An 18,915-nucleotide genomic window follows, 5' to 3' on the forward strand; every position below is an offset into this window, starting at 1 on the left:
TCCGGGTGGGGGCCGCGATCTGCCGGTGCGGCCCCCGCCTTCCCATCCCTGTAGAGGAGCCCCGATGCGTTCCGCTGTCGAACTGACGTTCATCGGTCATCAGAGTTGGCACGTCCGGTCCGGTGACGCGGTCGTGCTCGTCGACCCGATCCTGACCTCCACGTTCGGCGCGGGCGCGGTCGATTTCCCGATCTGGCCGCCGCGCACCGTCGACCATCGGGCGATGCCCGCCCCGGACGCGGTCGTCCTCACCCACGAGCATCTGGACCATCTGCACTTCGCGTCGCTGGCGCTGCTTGACCGGTCGGTGCCGATCCACACCGGACACACCCTGCCCGCCGCGGTGGTCGACGCGCTGGCCACGCTGGGGTTCAGCGTGCACCGGCACGACCACACGACGCCGGTCGCCGTCGGCGATCTGGAGGTGTTCCTGTTCCCGGCCGGTGCACGCACCCTGTTCTGGGAGAGCCGGGTCGTGCAGCCGGTGATCCGCCGGGCCGGTTGTGACCGGGACGTGTTCATCGGCGTCGACGCTGACATCTCCGACCTGTATTTGGAACAGATCCGCCTGGGAGGGATGCCAATCCCGGGTCTGGCGGTCGTCTCCAACAACACCCAGTCCGTGCCCTACGGCGCGCTCGGCGCCGACGTCAACCTGCTTCCCGGGCTTGACCGGCCCCGAAGCCGCACCACCGGCATCCAGGCCCTGCACACCCTTCTGATCGACTACCTGGAGCCACTCGAGGGCGTGGCCGACGTCGCGCTGTGCGGAAACGGCTTCACCGGCCCCCGTTCGCCGCACGGACCGTTCCTCTACGCCGATCACCGTGCGCTCGCCGAGTATGCGAACGCGTTGCAACACCTGTTCCGGGTCCACGGCCCCCGGCCCGGCGACCAGCTTGTCATCCCCGACCAGGGCCCCATCGTCGCGGACACCGCCGCCGGCTGGGTCACCGTCGATCTCGCTGCCGAACGCGGGGGGGTCGGTGCGCTCGACGCCTTCGTCGCCGAGCCGCGGCCGGTCGAGCCGGCACCGGTCGGACCGCCGGTCCAGCCCGAGGATCGGCCGGCCGCCGAACGGCTCGTCCTCAGCGAACTTCCGCGCCTCGCCCGGGAGCTGATCGCGACCCGGACCGGCGCGCTCGCGATCGGACTGCACGACTATCTGAACGGCCCGCTCGACGGCCGGCGGCTGGTACTGCGCCTGCTCGACCCGCCCGGCCGTCCCGACGAGGTCGCGATGTTCGCCTGGGACATCACCGGCCCGACGTTCGTGGCCGTCCCGACGACCAGCCGAGACGAGGCCATCGCCACCTACCCGTTCGGAATTGAGATCTACTACCAGGATCTTGTCGCGCTGTTCGCCGGACGGATTCAGATCTGGGACATCGTCGGCGGCTCCTACCAGGGGTGGCACGTCGGCGAACGTCTCGACTCCCCGGTGTATGCCCTGTTTGCCGTCTACGGGGAACATCAGCGGCCGGACCTGGCCGCGCGCTGCTACGCCGAGAGCCTGGCCCGTCTCGACGAGACGCCGATACCGAGCGTGCCGTGAGCGCGGTCGCCGCGGGCCCGCTGGCCGGCGCGGCGCGGGCCCGGCCGGACGGGTGGCTCGCCCAACCGCTCGGCACGGACCCGGCAACCGCGACGGAGCAGGCCAGGACGCTGCTCGCACTCCACCATCCTGACGTGGTCGGCCCGGTGCGCTGTCTGACCGCGCGGTATCGGTCGGCGACGTTCGCCGTCGGCCACCCCCCGCACGCGATCTTCAAGTGGCATGCGGATGAGGCCGCTTACCTCGGGGAACGGCTCGCCTACGACCTCCTGGCCGCCGAGCAGGTGGTACCGGCGCTGAGGGGTAGCTGCGATGAATCCCGAACCCTGCTCGTCGGCTACCTGCCCGACGCGGCGGACCTGGCCGACCTGGATCTGTTCGACGACCTGATCGGCGCGGTGGTGCGCGTGCACACCGCATCCGCGCGATGGAATCGCACCGTCCGCGAGGCGATGGCCCGGTGGCGGACTGCCGCCGCGCTCGCCGGCGATCCGCCATGGGTGGACGACCCGTCGGCGTGGCGGCGGATGCTGCTCCTCGTCGCGGCCGCTCACGGACCGGCGCATGTCCCGTTGGGAAATCTCGACCTGGCCGCCGACCATGTCCGCCGTCACCCGGACGGGCGCCTCGCGCTGGTCGACGTCGAGACCCTCCGCCCGGACGTGACCGGCCTGCCGGACGTGGTGACCCTCGCCTACCTCGCCGCCCAGGCAGGGCATGCCCATCCGGGGCCGTGGGTCCGGGCCCGGTACGTCCGTCACCTTCGCCAGGCGGGGGTGAACTGGGCCGATCGAGACCTGATCGCAGCCTTCACGAACTTCGCGGAGGCGACCGGGCTGACTTCGCTGCACGGGCTCGACCACTGAGCGCCCGGGGGGCGGTGCTGGCTGTGTAGCCTCTTCAGATCATCGTTGCCGGGAGAGGCGTGGCTGTGTTCGGACCTGTCACCACCGTCATGACGTTCGCCGACGATCCGGAGAAATCCGCGCGCTGGTGGGCCGGCCTGCTCGGCGCCGAGGTCCATCTCGATGTCGACGAGGATTCGGTCTATGCCTGGTTGAACGTCGCCGGTGTCGAGGTCGGGTTCCACCAGGCGGACGACGATCGCAATCCGCGCGGCGGATCACCCGTCGTGTACTGGTCGGTCGCCGATCTGGACGCGGCCCGCGAGCGGCTCCTTTCGGCTGGCTGCGTGCACCATCGGGGCCCGCTTCTCGTATCCGAAGGCCGGCGGATCGCTCAGGTCATCGACCCGTTCGGCACGATCGTCGGTGTGGAAGGGCCCTGAGAAGAGAGCGGCAAGGCGTTGGCGAGTGGCCACAGGGCGACGTCCGCCACGTCGACACCTCGATGACGGTCGACGTGATCTTCTGTTGGCGGGGCTGCCGTGTGTGGAGGGCGACAGATGGAACCTCGCCGCCCGCACGGACGCCTCGGCCTACCTGCTCAGCGACGTACTCCCGAACATGATCGTCGCTGTCGATCGCAGGCTGCGGCTGCCCGCGCTCCTGGCTGGGCTCGGCGCCATCGCCGAGCATCGTGGCGCCGACTCGCGTTCGGACGCCGGATAGTAAGCAACGTCTGCATGAGGCTGTATGCGCCACGTCACCGAGGCCCACTGCTAGCGCCCAGACTGCCTCAGCGACGAGGGCACCGCCACCGAAGCCAGTGCCTACAAGGCGGTCGCCTGTTGAGTCTTGGCTACCCGCCATCACGGATCGGCGTGGTGCCGCCCGGGGTTGATCGACACGATCGAACGGCGACCTACCAGAGCCGGTGAGGGGACTCGAACCCCTAACCGCTCGATTACAAGTCGAGTGCGCTACCAATTGCGCCACACCGGCTGGTGCCTTGACGATACCCGACCCTGTACCGCCCCCGGTCGAGGCGCCGGATGTGGGCGCGGCACAGAGGCATCCCTCGATGCCCGAACACACGTCCGGGCATCGAGGGGCCGCCGACCGGCCAGGGCAGGACGGTGTGAGGCTCCAAAATTCTGGTTTCGGCCTGTGAGCTGGCTTTTTACGGTTGACATGATCGTCCGTGGGGGTGGGCAGGCGGCGTTGCGGTACTCGTTGATCAGCCCACCGAGGATGCGCGTGCGTCGGATGGTGGAATCCAAAGTTGGAATGATCACGGGTGGTGCCGCGTCGGGTGGGTGCTGGTCGAGAGATCGGTGGGGCCGGTGGGTGTTGACATGCTCGGCGTAGCTGGTGAGGACCGAGGTCAGGTGCCGTTCGGAGACGATCAACAGTCTGTCGGTGCATTCGCGGCGGGTCGTGCCGATCCAGCGTTCCGCGATCGAGTTCGCCTTCGGGGCTTGCGGGGGTGTGCGCACCACGTCGATGCCGGCCCCGGTGAAGGCGGCGTCGAACGAGGCCGTGAACGTCGCATCTCGGTCACGGATGAGGAACCTGAACCGGCGACTGTGTTCCTCGAGGTCCATCAGCAGGTTCCTGGCCTGCTGGGTGACCCAGGCTGCGGTCGGATGCTTCGTGACCCCGAGGACATGAACGTGGCGGGTGGCGTGCTCGACGACGAAGAACACGTAGATCCGCTGCAGGAACACGGTGTCGACGGTGAGGAAATCGCCGGCCAGCAGGCCGGAGGCCGGCGCGGACAGGAACGCCCGACAGGAGCCCTCTGCCCGCCGGGGCGCGGGATCGACGCCGGCGCGGTGCAGGATCCGCCAGACGGTGGCGACCCCCACCGAGTAGCCCAGCCCGACGAGCTCGCCGTGGATCCGGCGGTGGCCCCAGGTCGGATTCTCCCGGGCGAGGCGCAGGACCAGCTCGCGGATCTCCCGGCGGACCGGCGGCCGTCCGGGGGTCTTACGCGGATAGGTCCATTGTCGTGCGAGGAGCTCACGGTGCCAGCGCAGCACGGTGCCAGCGCAGCACGGTGGCCGGGGTGAGGGAAAACGAACCCCAGCGAGCCCGGGGAAGGAGCCGGGACAGGGCTGCGAGGACCATCCAGCCTGCCTGACACTGGCCCGGTCCGGCAGGCAAACGGGCAGGTCACCGTCCGAATCGGCGTTCTGGAGCCCCGCAGGCATGGTTGTTGATTTCTACCTGTATCTGGCCGCCGTGTTCGTCACTGTCCGTTGCGTGATCTAGAAGGCTCGGGCGACGTACCGCTGGGAGACCCGGCCCACCACTCGACGCCTGAAGTAGCCAATCCTCGGTCGGGCTATGGGGTGGCTGGGACGCGCAGAGCGAGGAGGGCGGTGTCGTCGCTGGCCCAGTCGCCGCTGTGGTGGGCGAGGATGGTGCCGAGGTGGTCGATGATGCCGGCGGCGGTGAGATCATGACACTCGGCGAGGGCGGCGGTGAGAGCCTGCTCACCGAATAGGGGGCGGTCGTCGGGGTGGCCGGTGTCGCGGGCGCGGGCTTCGGTGGCGCCGTCGGTGTAGAGGAGTAGGGCGTCGCCGCGGGCGAGCCGGAACCGGACATCGCTCAGATCGAGATCGTGGTCGTCGACGACGCCGAGCAGGGTGCCGGGTTCGCCGACCGGGTGGATGCGGCCGTCAGCGCGGCGGATCAGGGCTGGTGGATGACCCGCGAGGCAGATTTGACCGGTGATGCCGGCGGGGGTGGTGCGGAAGGTGCTGTAGGCGGCGGTGAGGAAACGTTCGCCGTGGTGCTGGTCGAGCAGTGCGCTGTTCAGCCGGTGGCAGACGGCGGCGGGTGAGGGGTGCTGGGTGGCCTCGGCACGCAGGGTGTAGCGGGCGAGGGCGGTGAGTTTGGCGGCTTCGACACCTTTGCCGCAGACGTCGCCGATCACGGTGCCCCACCGTGGGCCCTGGGTGTGGAAGAGGTCGTAGAAGTCACCGACGACGTCCGCGCCGCCGGTGGCGGGCAGGTAGGAGGCGGCGGTTTCCAGTCCGGGGATGGTTTGCAGGACTGGGGGGAGCAGGCTGTCCTGCAGGCTGCGGGCGAGGGTTTCGGAGGCCCGCAGCGCCGCCTGAGCGGTGATCAGTGAGGTGCGGAGGTTGATTTCGTTGCTGACCGCGCGGGACAGCGTCGCGAGGGCCGCTAGTTCCGCGGGCTGCCAGGAGTGGGGGTTCTCATCGATCACGTACATGCTGCCGAGGACCTCACCGGCCGGGGCGAGGATCGGGTAGCCCGCCCAGGCGCCGATCTTCATCGGGCCGATCGAGGGGTGGTCGTGGGTGCGGGGATCGTGGGCGGCGTCCTCGACCACGAACCGTTCGCCGGCCAGGTCGATGAGGTGGTAGCAGAAGCTGTTGCGCACCGGGCTCTGCCGGGGTGCCGCCGTGCGGGCGTCGACACCGAAGGCGGATTTCCAGAATGAGCGGTGGGCGTCGACGAGGGTGATGAACGCCCGTCCGCAGCCGGTCATCGTCGCGGCAAGGCCGGCCAGGTCGTCGTAGGCGGTTTCCGGATCGGTGTCGAGGAGCCCGGTCGCCGCGACCGCGGCGAGCCGCCGGGGGTCCGCGAGTGCTGCGGGCATGCCGTCGGCACGGACTCCCCGGGTAGACAGCGCGCCGTCCATCGCGGTGTCTCACTCCCGCCTGTACGTCCCGCGCGCGGCACGCCCCTGGCAGGGGCTGCCGCTATCCGCGTGGCGGGCGTCAAGAGTTTTGACGCTTGACGGTCACGATAGCCTGCACGGCCCCGGACAGGACGGACTCGACCAGACGAACCGGCGCGTTCCGTGCGTTGGAGATCCTCGGGACGCGGATCGCGGGGCGCGGATGGTAGGGCTGCGCGACGGTCTAGTCGTCGCCATTGAGGCAGACCAGCAGGTGACCTGCGCGGCAAATCGCGGCGTGTCAACCTCCGCCGGCCCCATGCCGGCGCATCGCCCCAGGTCACAGGCTCAGGACGACTTTTGACACCCCACACGCCAGCGCACCGAAACCCACCACACCCGGCCCCGGCCGCCCACCCGGCCGCCGCAACCGCAGACCAGCACCCCGCCACCACGTCGGAAAGACCGTCAAACGGGACCGGACCATCACCGCCCACCAGCAGCGGAAAGGTTAAACGACAAGGGCAGGACCTCATCACGATGGTCGGTGAGTTCCGCCGGCGCGGGATCGGGTTCCGCAGCCTGCATGAGGCGCTCGCCACCGCCACCCCGGGCGCTGCACTAGGGTGATTTGCGAGGATCGTCCAATACGTATGGGGGTTGGTCGCAGGTGACGAGTGCGGATCCACACGGCACGCAGGTCGGGACGTGGTGGAAGACCCTCGCCGAAGAGCGCAGCCCGGTCGACCTGAAAACCGACCAGCCGCATTCGGCCCGGATGTACGACTACTACCTCGGGGGCAAGGACCACTTCCCGGCCGACCGGGAAGCCGCCGAGCGGACCCTGGCGGTGTTCCCGAACGCCCGCGTCGCCGCCCAGGCGAACCGGGCTTTCATGATCCGAACTACCCGTTATCTGGCCGCGCAGGTCGGGATCCGCCAGTTCCTCGACATCGGCACCGGCATCCCCACCAGCCCGAACCTGCACGAGGCCGCCCAGGGCATCGCCTCCGACGCCCGGGTCGTCTACGCCGACAACGATCCGATCGTGCTCACCCACGCCCGCGCCCTGCTCACCAGCACCCCGGCCGGCCGTACCGCCTACCTCGACGCCGACCTCCACAACCCTGAGAGCATCCTCGACGCTCCCGAGCTGCGCGCCACCCTCGACCTCACCCGGCCGGTGGCCCTCTCCCTCATCGCGACGATCCACTTTTTCCCCGACTCCGACGACCCTCACGGCATCCTGCGCCGGTTCCTGCAGGTGCTGCCGTCGGGCAGCCATCTGACCCTCACCCACGCCACCGCCGACTACGACGAAGGTATGGAGAGGGTCGCCGCCGCCTACCGGGCGGGCGGCATTCCCGCGCAGCAGCGCGGTCGCACCGACGTCGCCCGTTTCTTCGACGGCCTGGACCTGCTCGATCCCGGCCTGCAGATCGTGCACCGCTGGCGTCCCGACGACGACACCCCCAACGACCTCACCGACGCCCAGGTCAGCTTCTACGGGGCCGTCGGACGCAAGCCGTAGCAGCCATCGCCGCGGCGGCGGTCATCCCGCCAGCCCTCCGACACCGCAGCTGGACGGCATCGACCAGATAGTCCCGTTCCTGACAGCATGAGGGCTGACGACCGGGGAGATTGCCGCGCACTCCGCCCGTCTACGGCGCGGAAGTCAGCAAGGACACGATCTTCCGGATCACCGACAGGGTCGTGGCCGAGATGACCGAAGGGGTCCGGACCGCCCGGAGGCGGACGGTTGGCGGCCTGCTGACACCGGGCCTGTCAGGCTTGCCTACCTCCGTTCGGCGGGGATCAGGTGACGATGTCGGCGAGGCGGTCGACCTGATCGGCGTCGGGCGACCAGCAGTAGACGATCGTTTCGTCGGCGCCGAGGCTGGCGAAGGCCTCGAGGGCGTCGCGGATCTGCCGGGGGGTGGTGAGCCACGCGTCGAGGACCTGCTGGGTGTAGTCGCTGGAGCCGTAGTAGCGAGCAATGACCGCGCGCCCTTCGGTGAGCACGCTGTCGGGTCCGAGTGCGGCGTTGACCTGTCCGACCAGCCGGGGCCGGCCGGTGCGGCCAGCCTGGTCCCATTCCTTCTCGACGGTGCGCAGCAGGCCGTCGGCGACGGCCGGCGGGGTGGCGCAGAGGAAACCGTCGCCCCAGCGGGCGACCCGCGCGAGCGCGGCGGCGCTGAACCCGCCGAACAGCACCTCCGGGCCGCCACGGCGAGTGGGCGCCGGTCCGACAGCCCCGAGGCTCTGGCCGGCGGGCTCGCCGGACCAGATGCCCCGCAGGATCGGCATCTGTTCGTCGAGCCGTCGGCCTCGCTGGTGGATGTTCGCCCCTACCGCGCGGTAGTCGTCATCCCAGCCGCCCAGGCCGATGCCCAGGGTGAAGCGGCCGTCGGCGAGACGGTCCAGGGTTGCCGCCTGCTTTGCCAGCAGGATGGGTTCCCGCAGGGGTGCGATCAGTACCTCGGTCTGGACACGGATCCGCGTGGTGGCCCCGACGATCGCGGCGAGGGTGACCAGCGGTTCCGGGTTGTCGTAGACGACCCGGTCGAGGAGACCGAGGGTATGGAAGGGGCCGGCGTCCGCGCGCTGGGCCCAGTCCAACAGTGATCGGGGGTTGCTGATGGGTAGGCCGACACCTACGTGCATGGGTGCTACCTCCGGTCCGGTCGAAGTGGGGGCCGACCTGGGTTCGGGCTCTCATGGAGAGCACGACATCGGCGTCAATCACACCGACCGGTTTCCGGCCGGCTCCGCTTGCTGGGTCCGTGGTGGTGTCACGGAACGACCTCGATGGTTGCCATCATGCCGTGGTCCTCGTGGTTGAGGATGTGGCAGTGGAACACGAACTTCCCGGTGAAGTCGGTGAATCTCATCCGGATCACCACCTGGCCGTGGGCCGGGAGGATCACCGTGTCCTGTGGGCTGACGGCATGGTGGGGTATCCCGTTGACACTCATGACCTGAAAGTCGTTGACGTGGATGTGGAAGGGGTGCTGTTCGCCGGTGCTGTTGCGCACCGTCCATTCCTCCACCGAGCCCAGCCGGGACCGTACGTCGACCCGATCGGCGTCGAACTGCTTGCCGTTGATGAAGAACCTGTTCGACGCGTCGTCCTCGGAGAAGACGATGGTCCGGTGCTGGTCGATCATGGCGTGGGTCAGGTCCTCGGCCGGGGCGAACGTCGTGGGCAGGGTCGCCGGGGTTGTCGCTGGGCCGGTGGAGACGACGGTGGCAAGGTCGACCTGCGGGTACTGGTCGCCGCCTTGGTTGTAGGCGAGGGTTTGTAGCGGGTTTCGGCCGTTCGGGCCGCCCTGTACCAGCACGTCGTAGCGTTTCCCCGGCGGTAGCACCAGCGTGTCGGCGCTCCAGACTGTGCTGACTGGGTTGGCGTCCTCGGCGAGGACATGGAAGGGGCGCCCGGGTAGTCGGACTTTATAGAAGATATCGGCCCCGATATTGGCTAGCCGCCATACTTGTGTTTCTCCGGGCCGGATATGGATGGTTGGATCGAGTTGCCCGTTTACGGTTCGGGTGGTGGGCGCGTTGCTGTCGATGCTGGTGGTGGGAATGGTGCCGTTTCGGACCTGGAAATCTTTCAGGGCGATGAGGTGTTCGGTGACGTGCTGGAGGTCATGCGGCAGGTACTGGTCTAGACCGTCCACGATGATCGCGCCGGACATACCGGCGAAGACCTGGGGTTCGCTGAGTCCATGGAGGTGTGAATGATACCAGTAGGTGCCGGGGTCGAGGTCGTTCGGGAACCGGTAGACGTAGTGGAACGTCTCGCCGGGATGTATATGAAGGAAGACGTCGTCGGAGTTTCCCTGCGGGGAGACGTGCATCCCGTGCACATGCAGGTTCGTGTTCTCCGGCAGCTTGTTCACCAAGGTGAGATCCAGGCGGTCACCGGGGCGGATTCGTATTGTCGGCGGCATGTATTCGCCGTTGTAGACCAGAGCTTGGATGGGTTGGCCGGCGAGTTCCACCTGGCGTACTTCTGCGACCAGTCGTACCTGCAGTAGCCCGTTCCGGCTCACCCATTGCCGCGGCTCCCGAAGTGGGCTGTCCGGCGTTCTCTGTGCCATCTGGCTTATTGATGTCGCCGGTGTCCTGGACGTCCGCACATCCGTGTGATGATGATCGCCTGCGGATTTCCTCGTGGTCGTGGCACATCCCCAGCAAGCGGCCACAACGAGTCCAGCGGCGACCGCAGAAGCCAGCCTGGTAGCAATAGGGCGCATGGTGGGATAGCTCTCGATCGGGCCGTGTACCGTCTACCATGAAGGCGATACCATGACGACAGTCGCAACAACATGGTGAGGTTATTAGAGACCTTGCCGCGGCGCAATTCCATCGCCTTGATCGACAATTCATTTCCTGGCATTAAACTTAAGAACGGCACGTACGTGATAGGGCTGGAAGGAATCTATGTCGTCCTCGGGCCAGTTCTCCGACATCGGGTGATCGTCGATTACCCCAGTCGGAGCGGTGGCGTAAAGGGGTAGGACAGCGAGTAGCGCAGGTACCACCGCGTCCGCGCCCCCGTCGATCAGCGCCGCCGCGACATCGACGTCGTCGCTGCTCGCAGCCCAGTGCGAGGGAGTCTCCGCCGCACCGCCCCCGGTCGTCCGGGCGTTCGGATCGGCTCCCGCCTCCAGCAAAAGCAGGTCCTCGCCATGATGGAAGCCGAACGTGTCGGCTGGATGTCACTGCGCTGTCAACAGCACCCTCCTGCGTTGGCCGTTCAGAGGGGGCCCATCATCTGCGCGGTGAGCGAGAGCGCGGAGACGAGCGCAGGTGGTGGGGCCGCAACCAGTGGGATTCCGCGACAGTTGCCGGCCACCGCGGAGTCGGTGCCCACCGCCGCCGGCGTACCGGTGATACCGGCTCCGCCGACACCGATCAGGCGTACCTCCGGCGGCGCCAGCACCCCGTTCCGAGACAGCCCCGACACCGACCCTCCTCCCACCACGGAGCCGGATCTCTCCTCGGCGGTCAGCGGAGCGCAGCGAGGAGACGAGGCATCCTTCCGGCTGATCTACCGGACGGTCCAGCCGGGTCTGCTGCGATACCTGCGGGTACTGGTGGGCGACGACGCCGAGGACGTCGCCTCCGAGGCGTGGCTGCAGATTGCTCGTGACCTGCCGACGTTCCGCGGGGACGCCGATGGTTTCCGCGGCTGGGCGGCCACGATCGCGCGTCACCGGGCGCTCGACCACCTGCGCAGACGGGGTCGCCGCCAGCGGGAGGACGTCCCGGTCGAGCTGGTGACGGCGCAGCTGGCCGGCCCTGACGACACCGCAGGCGAAGCGTTGGAGGCGATGTCCACTGAGGCGGCCCTGCGTCTGATCACGGGCCTGCCGTTGGACCAGGCCGAGGCGGTGCTGCTGCGGGTGGTGATGGGGTTGGAGGCGAAGACCGCGGGACGGGTCCTGGGCAAGCGGGCCGGTGCGGTGCGTACCGCGGCGCATCGGGGGTTGCGCAGGCTCGCCGAACAGCTCGGTGCGGTCGAACACCCCGGTGAGCGAGGGGATCAGCAAGACCGGTCGGCCAGGAGCAGACGAACATGATCGGGATATCGGCGTGCAGCGATGACCACGGGTTTCGGCCGGGTGTAACACCGGCGAGGACTTCGACGCTGAAGGACGTGAGATGAGCACACACCGACCTCGTCCGGACGGTCGGGTCGACGCGGAGCGGCTGCTTCGCGTCGACCCGGTCAACGCCGGGATCGGTACGGATCCCCTTGCCGATCTGCTCGCCGCCGCGTCCGCTCCGGCCCGCGACGGGGAGCTCGACGGTGAGGAGGCGGCGGTGGCCGCCTTCCGGGAGGCGCGTCTCGTTCACGTCCCCCAGCCGCGGAGAAAATCGATGTTGAAGTTGATGCTCGCGAACGCCCTGACCACGAAGATCGCCGCCGCGGCGGTCGGAGCCACCGTCCTCAGCGGCGCTGCCGTGGCCGCCAGCACCGGAGTACTCCCGCTCACCGGTGGAGGCGGCCGCACCGTGTCGGCGACGAGTACGCCGTCCGCCACGGTGACCACCCCGGTGGTCGCCGTGGCGAGCCCCGGCGCCGCAGTCTCGGCGTCGCTGCTCGCGCTGTGCCACACCTACACGGCGGCCGCGGCGAGCGGCGTCAGCACGGCTCTTGACTCCCCGGGTATGACTGCCCTGGTCACCGCCGCCGGCGGTCGCGACAAGGCAGGCCCCTTCTGCGTGCGGGCACTACAGGCTCAGGTCGATGCCACGGTCGCACCGGGCGCGCAGGCCGATACTCGTCTCGACCCGGGCGGTGTCGGGGCCGGCGCCGCAGTGGGGCCGAACGCGGCGGTGGGCGCGACCGCGGGGCCGGGTAGCGTCGGGGCCGGCGCTCGCGTCGGAGCGGGCACCGGGGTGGGCGCGCAGGCGGGGCAAAGCGGCGTGGGTCTCGGCGCCACCGTGCCAGGAGCCGGTGTCAGCGCCAGCGCCAGACCGAACGGCCTCGGCCTCGGGGTCAGCGCAGCGCCGACGCCTCGCCGCTGACCCTCAGGACCGCTGACCCCCGGAGCCTGGCCATCGAGCCGCTGACCCCCGGAGCCCACACCGCGACCGGTAGGCACCTGCCAGCCTGCCAGCCTGCCAGACAGCCAGACAGCCAGGCACCGCAGCCGGCCCGCCGCCGTGGACATGACTCCCCGGCGGCGGGCCTCCCGCCGCGGCAAGCCCGAGTTCGCCGGCTGCGGGTCAGCCGACGATCCGCATTCCAGTCACACAGGGTGCACATGATCCCCTGCGGCCGGACGCCCACAGCCTTTGACGCCCTCCGAGGAACGTCGAGCACCCGCCGACCTGACGCCCCTTGGAAGGACCGCCCCTCTCCAATCAGGCCACAGTCAAGCCATGATCTCCGGCGTGGCGTTGGGGGTGGGCTCATTGTGGGTGCAGATGTTCCGGCACGGCGCGGCACCCGCGGGCACGCTACGGCACCGAAAACGCCGTGACCTGGGAGAACGGGTCATCGCCCGGCACGTTCCGACATGGCGCGGCACGTCTGCGTGCGTCTTGTAATCGGGCGGTTAGGGGTTCAAGTCCCCTCGCCGGCTCCAAAGCTATCCCACCTGACCTGCGGTTTTGTCGACACCGAGATCAGGGCGCGGGTAGTCGCCGACTCCGCCCGGCTCTTCGGCGATGAGCACCCGGACACGCTGTTACCTGCGGGCTGCCACGGCAGGCGTCAGCGTCTGACCTGCTCCGCGTGAAAGCCGGTACCGGGACTTCTTGTTTCACTGTTCCCCGGGGCCGTGACCAGCCCGGCGTCGCCCCAGAGGAGGGTGACCGGGACGGCCGGCGCCAGGGTCGGGGCGGGGCCGCTGAGGTAGGCCTGGAACGCGGTGGCGAGGGCGAACGTCGCCCCCGCGGCGAACGCGGCGTCGCTGTGGCGGGCGAGCGCGCCGGTCAGCCCGGCGTCCTCGGTGATCACGATCACCCGAGCCCGACCCCGGGCTGCTCGCCCTGACCGTCGACCGGGTCCTTGCCGCAGCGGAGTCGGCCGAATCGGGCCGGGGCGGGTTTCGGCGCCCGCCACGGGGAACCGTGCCAGGCGATGCCCTTCGGGATGGGCGCGAGGACCGCAGATTTTCACCAGCCAGGTAGGGAGACGGACAGTGAGTTCAGCGCGGCCGCCGGAATCGTGCGACCAGAACTGTGGGACGAGTCGTGGCCGAGTAGTGCTTGTCGTGGTGGCGGCACTCGGGGCGGGATTCGCCGGCGGGCGACTGACGCGAACGCGCGGCCGGGTGGTCACGTCGTCGGGCGGATCGACCGACGGACGGGACGCGGGGCGCTCAGGCGAGGTCTTCCCCCGCAGGCCGTCGGAAGGCGGGGCGGCGGCGATGGCCGGCGCCGACGCCAGCGATCCGGTTTCTCCCCTCAGGTTCGGGGGCGAACCCGGTCTGCTCGCGACGGAGGACGCCGCGAATCCACCCTTCGAGGGACTGTCCGCGAACAGTAGCTTCGCCAACGAGATCAAGGAACGCGACAACTGACCGGGGCAGACCGACGTGGTGCCCGGACCAATCAGGGGCCGGACCAATCAGGGGAGTGACAGTGACGAGTAAGAGAAGGGAAGCCGAGCAGGCGCGGTCCGATGTGCCGTCCACCGTGGCGCGCTCGGACGACAAGGCGGTACGAACCTGGAAGAAGACCCACGACTCCGCGGTCGAGTCGTATGGCGAGGGCGAACGGGCGCACCGAGCCGCGTTCTCCTCGCTCAAGTACACCCATGAGAAGATCGGTGACCACTGGGAGCCGAAGGCACAACCGGGCCCGTCGGACCAGCAGGCGGCCCGGAGTGGCGCGGCCGCCCGGCGCGGCGGTCGGACCGCCGAGGGGGTCGACGCGAACGCCTCCGTGAGCCATCTGAGGCAGGTCGCCCGCGAACTCGACGTGCCGGGCCGCTCGACGATGAAGAAGGCGGAACTCGTCGACGCGATCATGAAGGCCAACCGTCGGGCCACCGCCAACGCCGCTTCATCGACCTCCACGAGTACGCGAACGGCTACGAGCTGATCGGGGAAAAGCATTCTCTGGACGGTTTGGAGTGAGGATCCACCCCGCCGCCACCGGCCCCCTCATCCCGGGACGCCGGCTCGGGTGAGGAGCCGGCCGACCGGCGAGTCGTCGAGGTGGGCCAGCAGGTCGTCCGGTCCGGTGTAGACGGCGACCGCGCCGGCGTCGCGCAGCTCGTCGCGGCCGATGCCGCCGGACAGGACCGTCACGCACGGTATCCCGGCTCGGGTCGCTGCGAGGACGTCCCAGCGGGTGTCGCCGACCATCACGGCGTCCGCCGCCGCGACGCCGGACCGTTCCAGCGCGACCTGGACGATGTCGGGCGCCGGCTTCGACGTCTCGGCGTCGGCCGAGGAGGTCACCGCGCTCAGGCAGTCGTCGACGTCGAGGGCCTGGCGCAGCGCCCGCAGCTCGTCGGCCGGCGCCGAGGTGGCCAGCACGACCTGCCCGCCGCGCCGCGCCACCTCCCGTACCAGCTCCCGGGCACCGGGCAGCGGCTGGACGAGGCCGAGGAAGCCGGCGTAGTGCTCGGTGTGGGCGGCGGTCAGGATGTCGTCACGGCGGCGGTCGCGGCGCGGCGCCAGCGCGTCGAGCAGCCGGTCGGAACCCATCCCGACGTGGCGGTGGACGGCGACCATGGTGACCGGGTGTCCCTCCTGGCGGAATGCCCGGAACCAGGCCAGCACGTGGGCGTAGTTGGTGTCGACCAGGGTGCCGTCGAGGTCGAACAGGACGGCGGGAGCGGACTCGGTCACCGTCCGCCCCTACCCCCGGCCCGGCCGGACTACCCGGGTCGTCGGCGCGCCCTCGTCGAGGCGGCCTCGCCCGGTTTGGGGCCGTCGGCCGGGGTCGGCCCGACAACCAGGACGGAGGCCCGAGTCCACGCGGGCCCAGCGGACTTGGTCGCAGGTCGCGAGATTCGGCCTGGACGGGGTGTTGAGCGGCCCGTCGAGGGGTACCGCGACCCCGGCGGACGAGTGGGTCTGCTGGCCACGCCAGGCCCTTCCCACAGCCCGAATTTCGATATTCCCACCGCTCGGAAAGTTTCAATACTCCTACCGCTCGGAGAGGAAGCCGCCGGAGATGGCTCGGACTGTTGCGGATGTGGTGCTGGCACGCCTGCGGGAATGGGACGTCCGGCAGGTGTTCGGGTATCCCGGCGATGGGATCAACGGCCTGCTGGCGGCGTGGGGACGGGCCGGCAACGACCCGCAGTTCGTGCAGTCCCGGCACGAGGAGATGTCGGCGTTCGAGGCCGTCGGCTTCGCCAAGTTCAGCGGTCGGGTGGGGGTGTGCGCGGCGACGAGTGGTCCGGGCGCGATTCATCTGCTTAACGGGCTCTATGACGCGAAGCTCGACCATGTGCCGGTGGTGGCGTTGGTCGGGCAGACCGAGCGGTCGGCGCTGGGCGGCTCCTACCAGCAGGAGGTCGACCTGCTGAGCCTCTACAAGGACGTGTGCAGCGACTACGTGCAGATGTGCACGGTCCCCAACCAGCTCCCGAACCTGCTCGACCGGGCGATCCGGATCGCGCAGGACCAGCGCGCCCCGACGGCGATCATCTTCCCGTCGGATGTGTTCGACCTGTCCTACGAGCCGCCCGAGCACGCGTTCAAGCAGGTCCCGTCCAGCCTGGGGGTGACCCCGGCAACCGTCGTCCCGGATGCCGGCGGCCTGCGGCGGGCGGCGGAGATCCTCAACGCGGGGGAGAAGGTCGCGCTGCTGGTCGGCCAGGGCGCTCGGGGCTGCGTCGAGGAGCTGACGGAGCTGACCGACCTGCTCGGGGCGGGGGCGGCGAAGGCGCTGCTCGGCAAGGACGTCCTGCCCGACGACCTGCCCTGGGTGACGGGATCGATCGGCCTGCTGGGCACCACCGCGTCGGACAAGATGATGCGGGGCTGCGACACACTGCTCACAGTCGGTTCGAACTTTCCGTACTCCCAGTTCCTGCCCGAGTTCGACCAGGCCCGGGGCATCCAGATCGACCGTTCGGCCGCCTGGATCGGCATGCGCTACCCGTACGAGCTGAACCTGGTCGGCGACGCGCGTAGCACGCTGCGGGCGCTGCTCCCGCTGATCCGCCGCAAGCCGGACCGCGGCTGGCGGGAGACGATCGAGAAGAACACCGCCGAGTGGTGGGCGGCGTGTGAGCGCCAGGCACTGACCGACGCCGATCCGGTCAACCCGATGCGGATCTTCCACGAGCTGTCGTCCCGGCTGCCCGACAACGCGATCGTCGCCGCCGATTCGGGTAGCGCCGCCAACTGGTATGCCCGCCACCTGCGGTTCCGTGCCGGCATGCGGGGGTCGCTGTCGGGCACGCTGGCGACGATGGGTCCGGGCGTCCCCTACGTGATCGGTGCGAAGTGGGCTCACCCGGACCGGCCGGCGATCGCTCTGGTCGGCGACGGCGCGATGCAGATGAACGGGCTCGCCGAGCTGATCACAGTCGCGAAGTACTACGAGCAGTGGACGGATCGCCGGCTGATCGTCGCGGTGCTGCACAACAACGACCTCAACCAGGTCACCTGGGAGATGCGGGCGATGGAGGGCTCGCCGAAGTTCGCCGAGTCGCAGAACCTGCCCGACGTCGACTACGCGGCCTTCGCCCGGTCGCTGGGCCTGCTCGGGGTGTCGCTGGCCACCCCGGAGGCGATCGGGCCGGCCTGGGACGAGGCGCTGGCCGCCGACCGGCCGGCGGTCCTCGACATCCGCTGCGACCCCGACGTTCCCCCGATCCCCCCGCACGCCACCGTCGAGCAGGCGATCGGCACCGCCAAGGCCGTTCTGCACGGCGACGAGAACGCCTGGGGTTTCGTCCGCCAGGGCGTGAAGGACAAGGTGGCGCAGCTGCGGCCCGGTTCCAGGGAGCGCTGAGATGGGCGACGCACCGGACCACGGCCTGACGATCGCCGCGACCGCGGAGCGCTGGCGTGTCGACTGACCCGGACGCCGCCGACCCGGACGCCGCCGACCCGAGCGCCGCCGACCCGAGTGCCGCCGACCCGAGCGGCATGGACGTCGCGACCGGGGGGTTCCCTCCGCACGTGCTCCGCGACTATGCCTTCCTCGGCGACGGCGAGCGCGGCGCGATCGTCGGCCCGGACGGTGACCTGGCCTGGATGTGCGCGCCGAGCTGGGACTCCGACGCCGTGTTCGCCGCGCTGATCGGCGGCGGCGGCAGCTACGCGGTGACGCCGGTCGGCCGCTACTCCTGGGGCGGCTACTACGACGACCGGTCGCTGATCTGGAACGGCCGTTGGGTCACCACCGACGGGATAGTGGAGTGCCGCGACGCGCTCGCCCTGCCCGCCGACCCGCACACGGCCGTGATCCTGCGCCGGATCCGGGTCCTGTCCGGCTCCGCGCAGATCCGCGTCGTCCTCGATGTCCGTGCCGGCTACGGCCTGGCGGACATGGACGGGCTCAGCTTCGGCGGCGAGGGGGCCGGCCGGGCGGGCGCGGTCTGGACCGGCCGATCGGGGGCGCTGCGGTGGCGCTGGTCAGGTGCCGTACAAGCGACCCGCGCCGGTGCCGGGCCGCTCGTCCTGACGCTGAAGCTGGCCGCCGGCGAGCAGCACGACCTTCTCCTGGAGATCTCCGACCGCCCCCTCGACCACCCCTCGGACCGCTCCTCGGACCGGCCCTCGGACCGGCCCGGCGATCGGCTCTCGGGCGGCGAGGCGGCCGGCGGGGTGGACGGTCGCTGGCGGGCGACGGAGACCGGCTGGCACGACGCCGTCGGCCCGCCCGACTCGGGGGTTCTGGCCGTCCGCGACGCCGGGCAGGCGCTCGCGGTGCTGACCGGCCTGACCAGCGGTGCCGGCGGGATGGCCGCCGCCGCCACGATGAGCCTGCCGGAGCGGGCCCGCGCCGGGCGCAACTACGACTACCGCTACGCCTGGATCCGCGACCAGTGCTACGCCGGCCGGGCGGTCGCCGCCCACGGCCAGTTCCGGCTGCTCGACACCTCCGTCGGCTTCGTCGCCCAGCGGCTGCTCGCCGACGGCCCCGCGATGAGGCCCGCCTACACGGTCCGCGGCGGCCCGGTGCCCGACGAACGGACCCTGTCGCACCTCGCCGGTTATCCCGGCGGGGCCGACCGGGCGGGCAACCGGGCCAACGACCAGTTCCAGCTCGACGCCTTCGGGGAGGCCCTCGACCTGTTCGCGGTCGCCGCCCGGCACGGCCGGCTCGACGCCGAGAGCTGGCGGGCCGCGGAGGCCGCCGTCGACGCGATCCGGCGCCGCGGCGGCGAACCGGACGCCGGCATCTGGGAGATCGACTCCGAACGCTGGGCC

General features: G+C 70.1%; 17 protein-coding genes, 1 tRNA gene and 1 pseudogene. 11 read left to right on the forward strand and 8 right to left on the reverse strand.

From position 1 onward, the window contains the following. Positions 1 to 64: 64 nt before the first annotated feature. The 4 genes from ND748_RS03270 to ND748_RS03285 all read left to right on the forward strand — a co-directional run bounded on the left by ND748_RS03270 (position 65) and on the right by ND748_RS03285 (position 3,126). A complete protein-coding gene (locus ND748_RS03270; RefSeq protein ID WP_251743909.1) occupies positions 65 to 1,555 on the forward strand; it encodes an MBL fold metallo-hydrolase in 1,491 nt (496 codons plus the stop codon). Beyond that, complete coding sequence (locus ND748_RS03275) at positions 1,552 to 2,421, forward strand: hypothetical protein (RefSeq protein WP_251743910.1); 870 nt, start codon at positions 1,552 to 1,554, stop codon at positions 2,419 to 2,421. The genes ND748_RS03270 and ND748_RS03275 overlap by 4 nt, the downstream gene beginning before the upstream one ends. A 59-nt stretch (positions 2,422 to 2,480) precedes the next feature. Next, positions 2,481 to 2,843 carry a VOC family protein gene (locus ND748_RS03280; RefSeq protein WP_251743911.1) on the forward strand — a complete coding sequence of 121 codons (363 nt, stop codon included), beginning with the start codon at positions 2,481 to 2,483 and terminating at the stop codon, positions 2,841 to 2,843. A gap of 103 nt (positions 2,844 to 2,946) precedes the next feature. Beyond that, positions 2,947 to 3,126 (forward strand): hypothetical protein, encoded by a 180-nt coding sequence (locus ND748_RS03285; RefSeq protein ID WP_251743912.1) that lies wholly within the window; start codon positions 2,947 to 2,949, stop codon positions 3,124 to 3,126. A 200-nt stretch (positions 3,127 to 3,326) separates the two neighbouring features. Here ND748_RS03285 and ND748_RS03290 read toward each other — a convergent pair. The 3 genes and pseudogenes from ND748_RS03290 to ND748_RS03300 all read right to left on the reverse strand — a co-directional run bounded on the left by ND748_RS03290 (position 3,327) and on the right by ND748_RS03300 (position 6,070). Further along, positions 3,327 to 3,399, reverse strand: a tRNA-Thr gene (locus tag ND748_RS03290). Between the two features lie 212 nt (positions 3,400 to 3,611). Continuing rightward, a pseudogene (locus ND748_RS03295) lies at positions 3,612 to 4,527 on the reverse strand (integrase core domain-containing protein); the annotation flags it as partial. A 217-nt stretch (positions 4,528 to 4,744) separates the two neighbouring features. After that, positions 4,745 to 6,070: a PP2C family protein-serine/threonine phosphatase gene (locus ND748_RS03300; RefSeq protein ID WP_374215830.1), complete on the reverse strand. Its 1,326-nt coding sequence runs from the start codon at positions 6,068 to 6,070 to the stop codon at positions 4,745 to 4,747. Between the two features lie 649 nt (positions 6,071 to 6,719). Here ND748_RS03300 and ND748_RS03305 point away from each other — a divergent pair. Next, positions 6,720 to 7,580: an SAM-dependent methyltransferase gene (locus ND748_RS03305; protein WP_251743915.1), complete on the forward strand. Its 861-nt coding sequence runs from the start codon at positions 6,720 to 6,722 to the stop codon at positions 7,578 to 7,580. 284 nt (positions 7,581 to 7,864) lie between these two features. Here ND748_RS03305 and ND748_RS03310 read toward each other — a convergent pair whose 3' ends face one another. The 3 genes from ND748_RS03310 to ND748_RS34910 all read right to left on the reverse strand — a co-directional run bounded on the left by ND748_RS03310 (position 7,865) and on the right by ND748_RS34910 (position 10,728). Then, positions 7,865 to 8,713, reverse strand: a complete 849-nt coding sequence (locus ND748_RS03310) for an LLM class flavin-dependent oxidoreductase (protein WP_251743916.1) — start codon at positions 8,711 to 8,713, stop codon at positions 7,865 to 7,867. A gap of 128 nt (positions 8,714 to 8,841) precedes the next feature. Beyond that, positions 8,842 to 10,053: a multicopper oxidase family protein gene (locus ND748_RS03315; RefSeq protein ID WP_251743917.1), complete on the reverse strand. Its 1,212-nt coding sequence runs from the start codon at positions 10,051 to 10,053 to the stop codon at positions 8,842 to 8,844. A 384-nt stretch (positions 10,054 to 10,437) separates the two neighbouring features. Further along, a complete protein-coding gene (locus ND748_RS34910; protein WP_374215831.1) occupies positions 10,438 to 10,728 on the reverse strand; it encodes a hypothetical protein in 291 nt (96 codons plus the stop codon). A 171-nt stretch (positions 10,729 to 10,899) separates the two neighbouring features. On the opposite strand from ND748_RS34910, the gene ND748_RS03320 reads away from it, so the two are divergent. After that, on the forward strand, positions 10,900 to 11,637 hold the full coding sequence (locus ND748_RS03320; RefSeq protein ID WP_285901540.1) for an RNA polymerase sigma factor: 738 nt from the start codon (positions 10,900 to 10,902) through the stop codon (positions 11,635 to 11,637). A gap of 82 nt (positions 11,638 to 11,719) precedes the next feature. Then, a complete protein-coding gene (locus ND748_RS03325; RefSeq protein WP_251743919.1) occupies positions 11,720 to 12,589 on the forward strand; it encodes a hypothetical protein in 870 nt (289 codons plus the stop codon). A 691-nt stretch (positions 12,590 to 13,280) separates the two neighbouring features. On the opposite strand, the gene ND748_RS03330 is transcribed toward ND748_RS03325, so the two are convergent. Beyond that, positions 13,281 to 13,532: a hypothetical protein gene (locus ND748_RS03330; RefSeq protein ID WP_251743920.1), complete on the reverse strand. Its 252-nt coding sequence runs from the start codon at positions 13,530 to 13,532 to the stop codon at positions 13,281 to 13,283. Between the two features lie 310 nt (positions 13,533 to 13,842). Here ND748_RS03330 and ND748_RS03335 point away from each other — a divergent pair, with 310 nt between their 5' ends. Beyond that, positions 13,843 to 14,091 carry a hypothetical protein gene (locus tag ND748_RS03335; RefSeq protein ID WP_251743921.1) on the forward strand — a complete coding sequence of 83 codons (249 nt, stop codon included), beginning with the start codon at positions 13,843 to 13,845 and terminating at the stop codon, positions 14,089 to 14,091. A 61-nt stretch (positions 14,092 to 14,152) separates the two neighbouring features. Then, positions 14,153 to 14,614: a ChaB family protein gene (locus tag ND748_RS03340; protein ID WP_251743922.1), complete on the forward strand. Its 462-nt coding sequence runs from the start codon at positions 14,153 to 14,155 to the stop codon at positions 14,612 to 14,614. A gap of 62 nt (positions 14,615 to 14,676) precedes the next feature. Here the strand turns inward: ND748_RS03340 and ND748_RS03345 are convergent, their stop codons facing one another. Beyond that, complete coding sequence (locus ND748_RS03345) at positions 14,677 to 15,369, reverse strand: HAD family hydrolase (RefSeq protein WP_251743923.1); 693 nt, start codon at positions 15,367 to 15,369, stop codon at positions 14,677 to 14,679. A gap of 328 nt (positions 15,370 to 15,697) precedes the next feature. On the opposite strand from ND748_RS03345, the gene ND748_RS03350 reads away from it, so the two are divergent. Both ND748_RS03350 and ND748_RS03355 read left to right on the forward strand, forming a co-directional pair. Continuing rightward, positions 15,698 to 17,491, forward strand: a complete 1,794-nt coding sequence (locus ND748_RS03350) for a thiamine pyrophosphate-requiring protein (RefSeq protein WP_251743924.1) — start codon at positions 15,698 to 15,700, stop codon at positions 17,489 to 17,491. A gap of 56 nt (positions 17,492 to 17,547) precedes the next feature. After that, positions 17,548 to 18,915, forward strand: a 1,368-nt coding sequence (locus tag ND748_RS03355; protein ID WP_251743925.1) for a glycoside hydrolase family 15 protein, incomplete at its 3' end; no start/stop codon positions are given.

The sequence above is a fragment of the Frankia sp. AiPs1 genome (assembly GCF_023716945.1).
Classification (GTDB): domain Bacteria; phylum Actinomycetota; class Actinomycetes; order Frankiales; family Frankiaceae; genus Frankia.

What these genes read in the sequence shown, in the direction of transcription:
- ND748_RS03270 (WP_251743909.1), top strand. Translation starts at nt 65, where the DNA reads ATGCGTTCCGCTGTCGAACTGACGTTCATCGGTCATCAGAGTTGGCAC.
- ND748_RS03300 (WP_374215830.1), bottom strand. Translation starts at nt 6,070, where the DNA reads ATGGACGGCGCGCTGTCTACCCGGGGAGTCCGTGCCGACGGCATGCCC.
- ND748_RS03350 (WP_251743924.1), top strand. Translation starts at nt 15,698, where the DNA reads ATGGCTCGGACTGTTGCGGATGTGGTGCTGGCACGCCTGCGGGAATGG.
- ND748_RS03310 (WP_251743916.1), bottom strand. Translation starts at nt 8,713, where the DNA reads ATGCACGTAGGTGTCGGCCTACCCATCAGCAACCCCCGATCACTGTTG.
- ND748_RS03325 (WP_251743919.1), top strand. Translation starts at nt 11,720, where the DNA reads ATGAGCACACACCGACCTCGTCCGGACGGTCGGGTCGACGCGGAGCGG.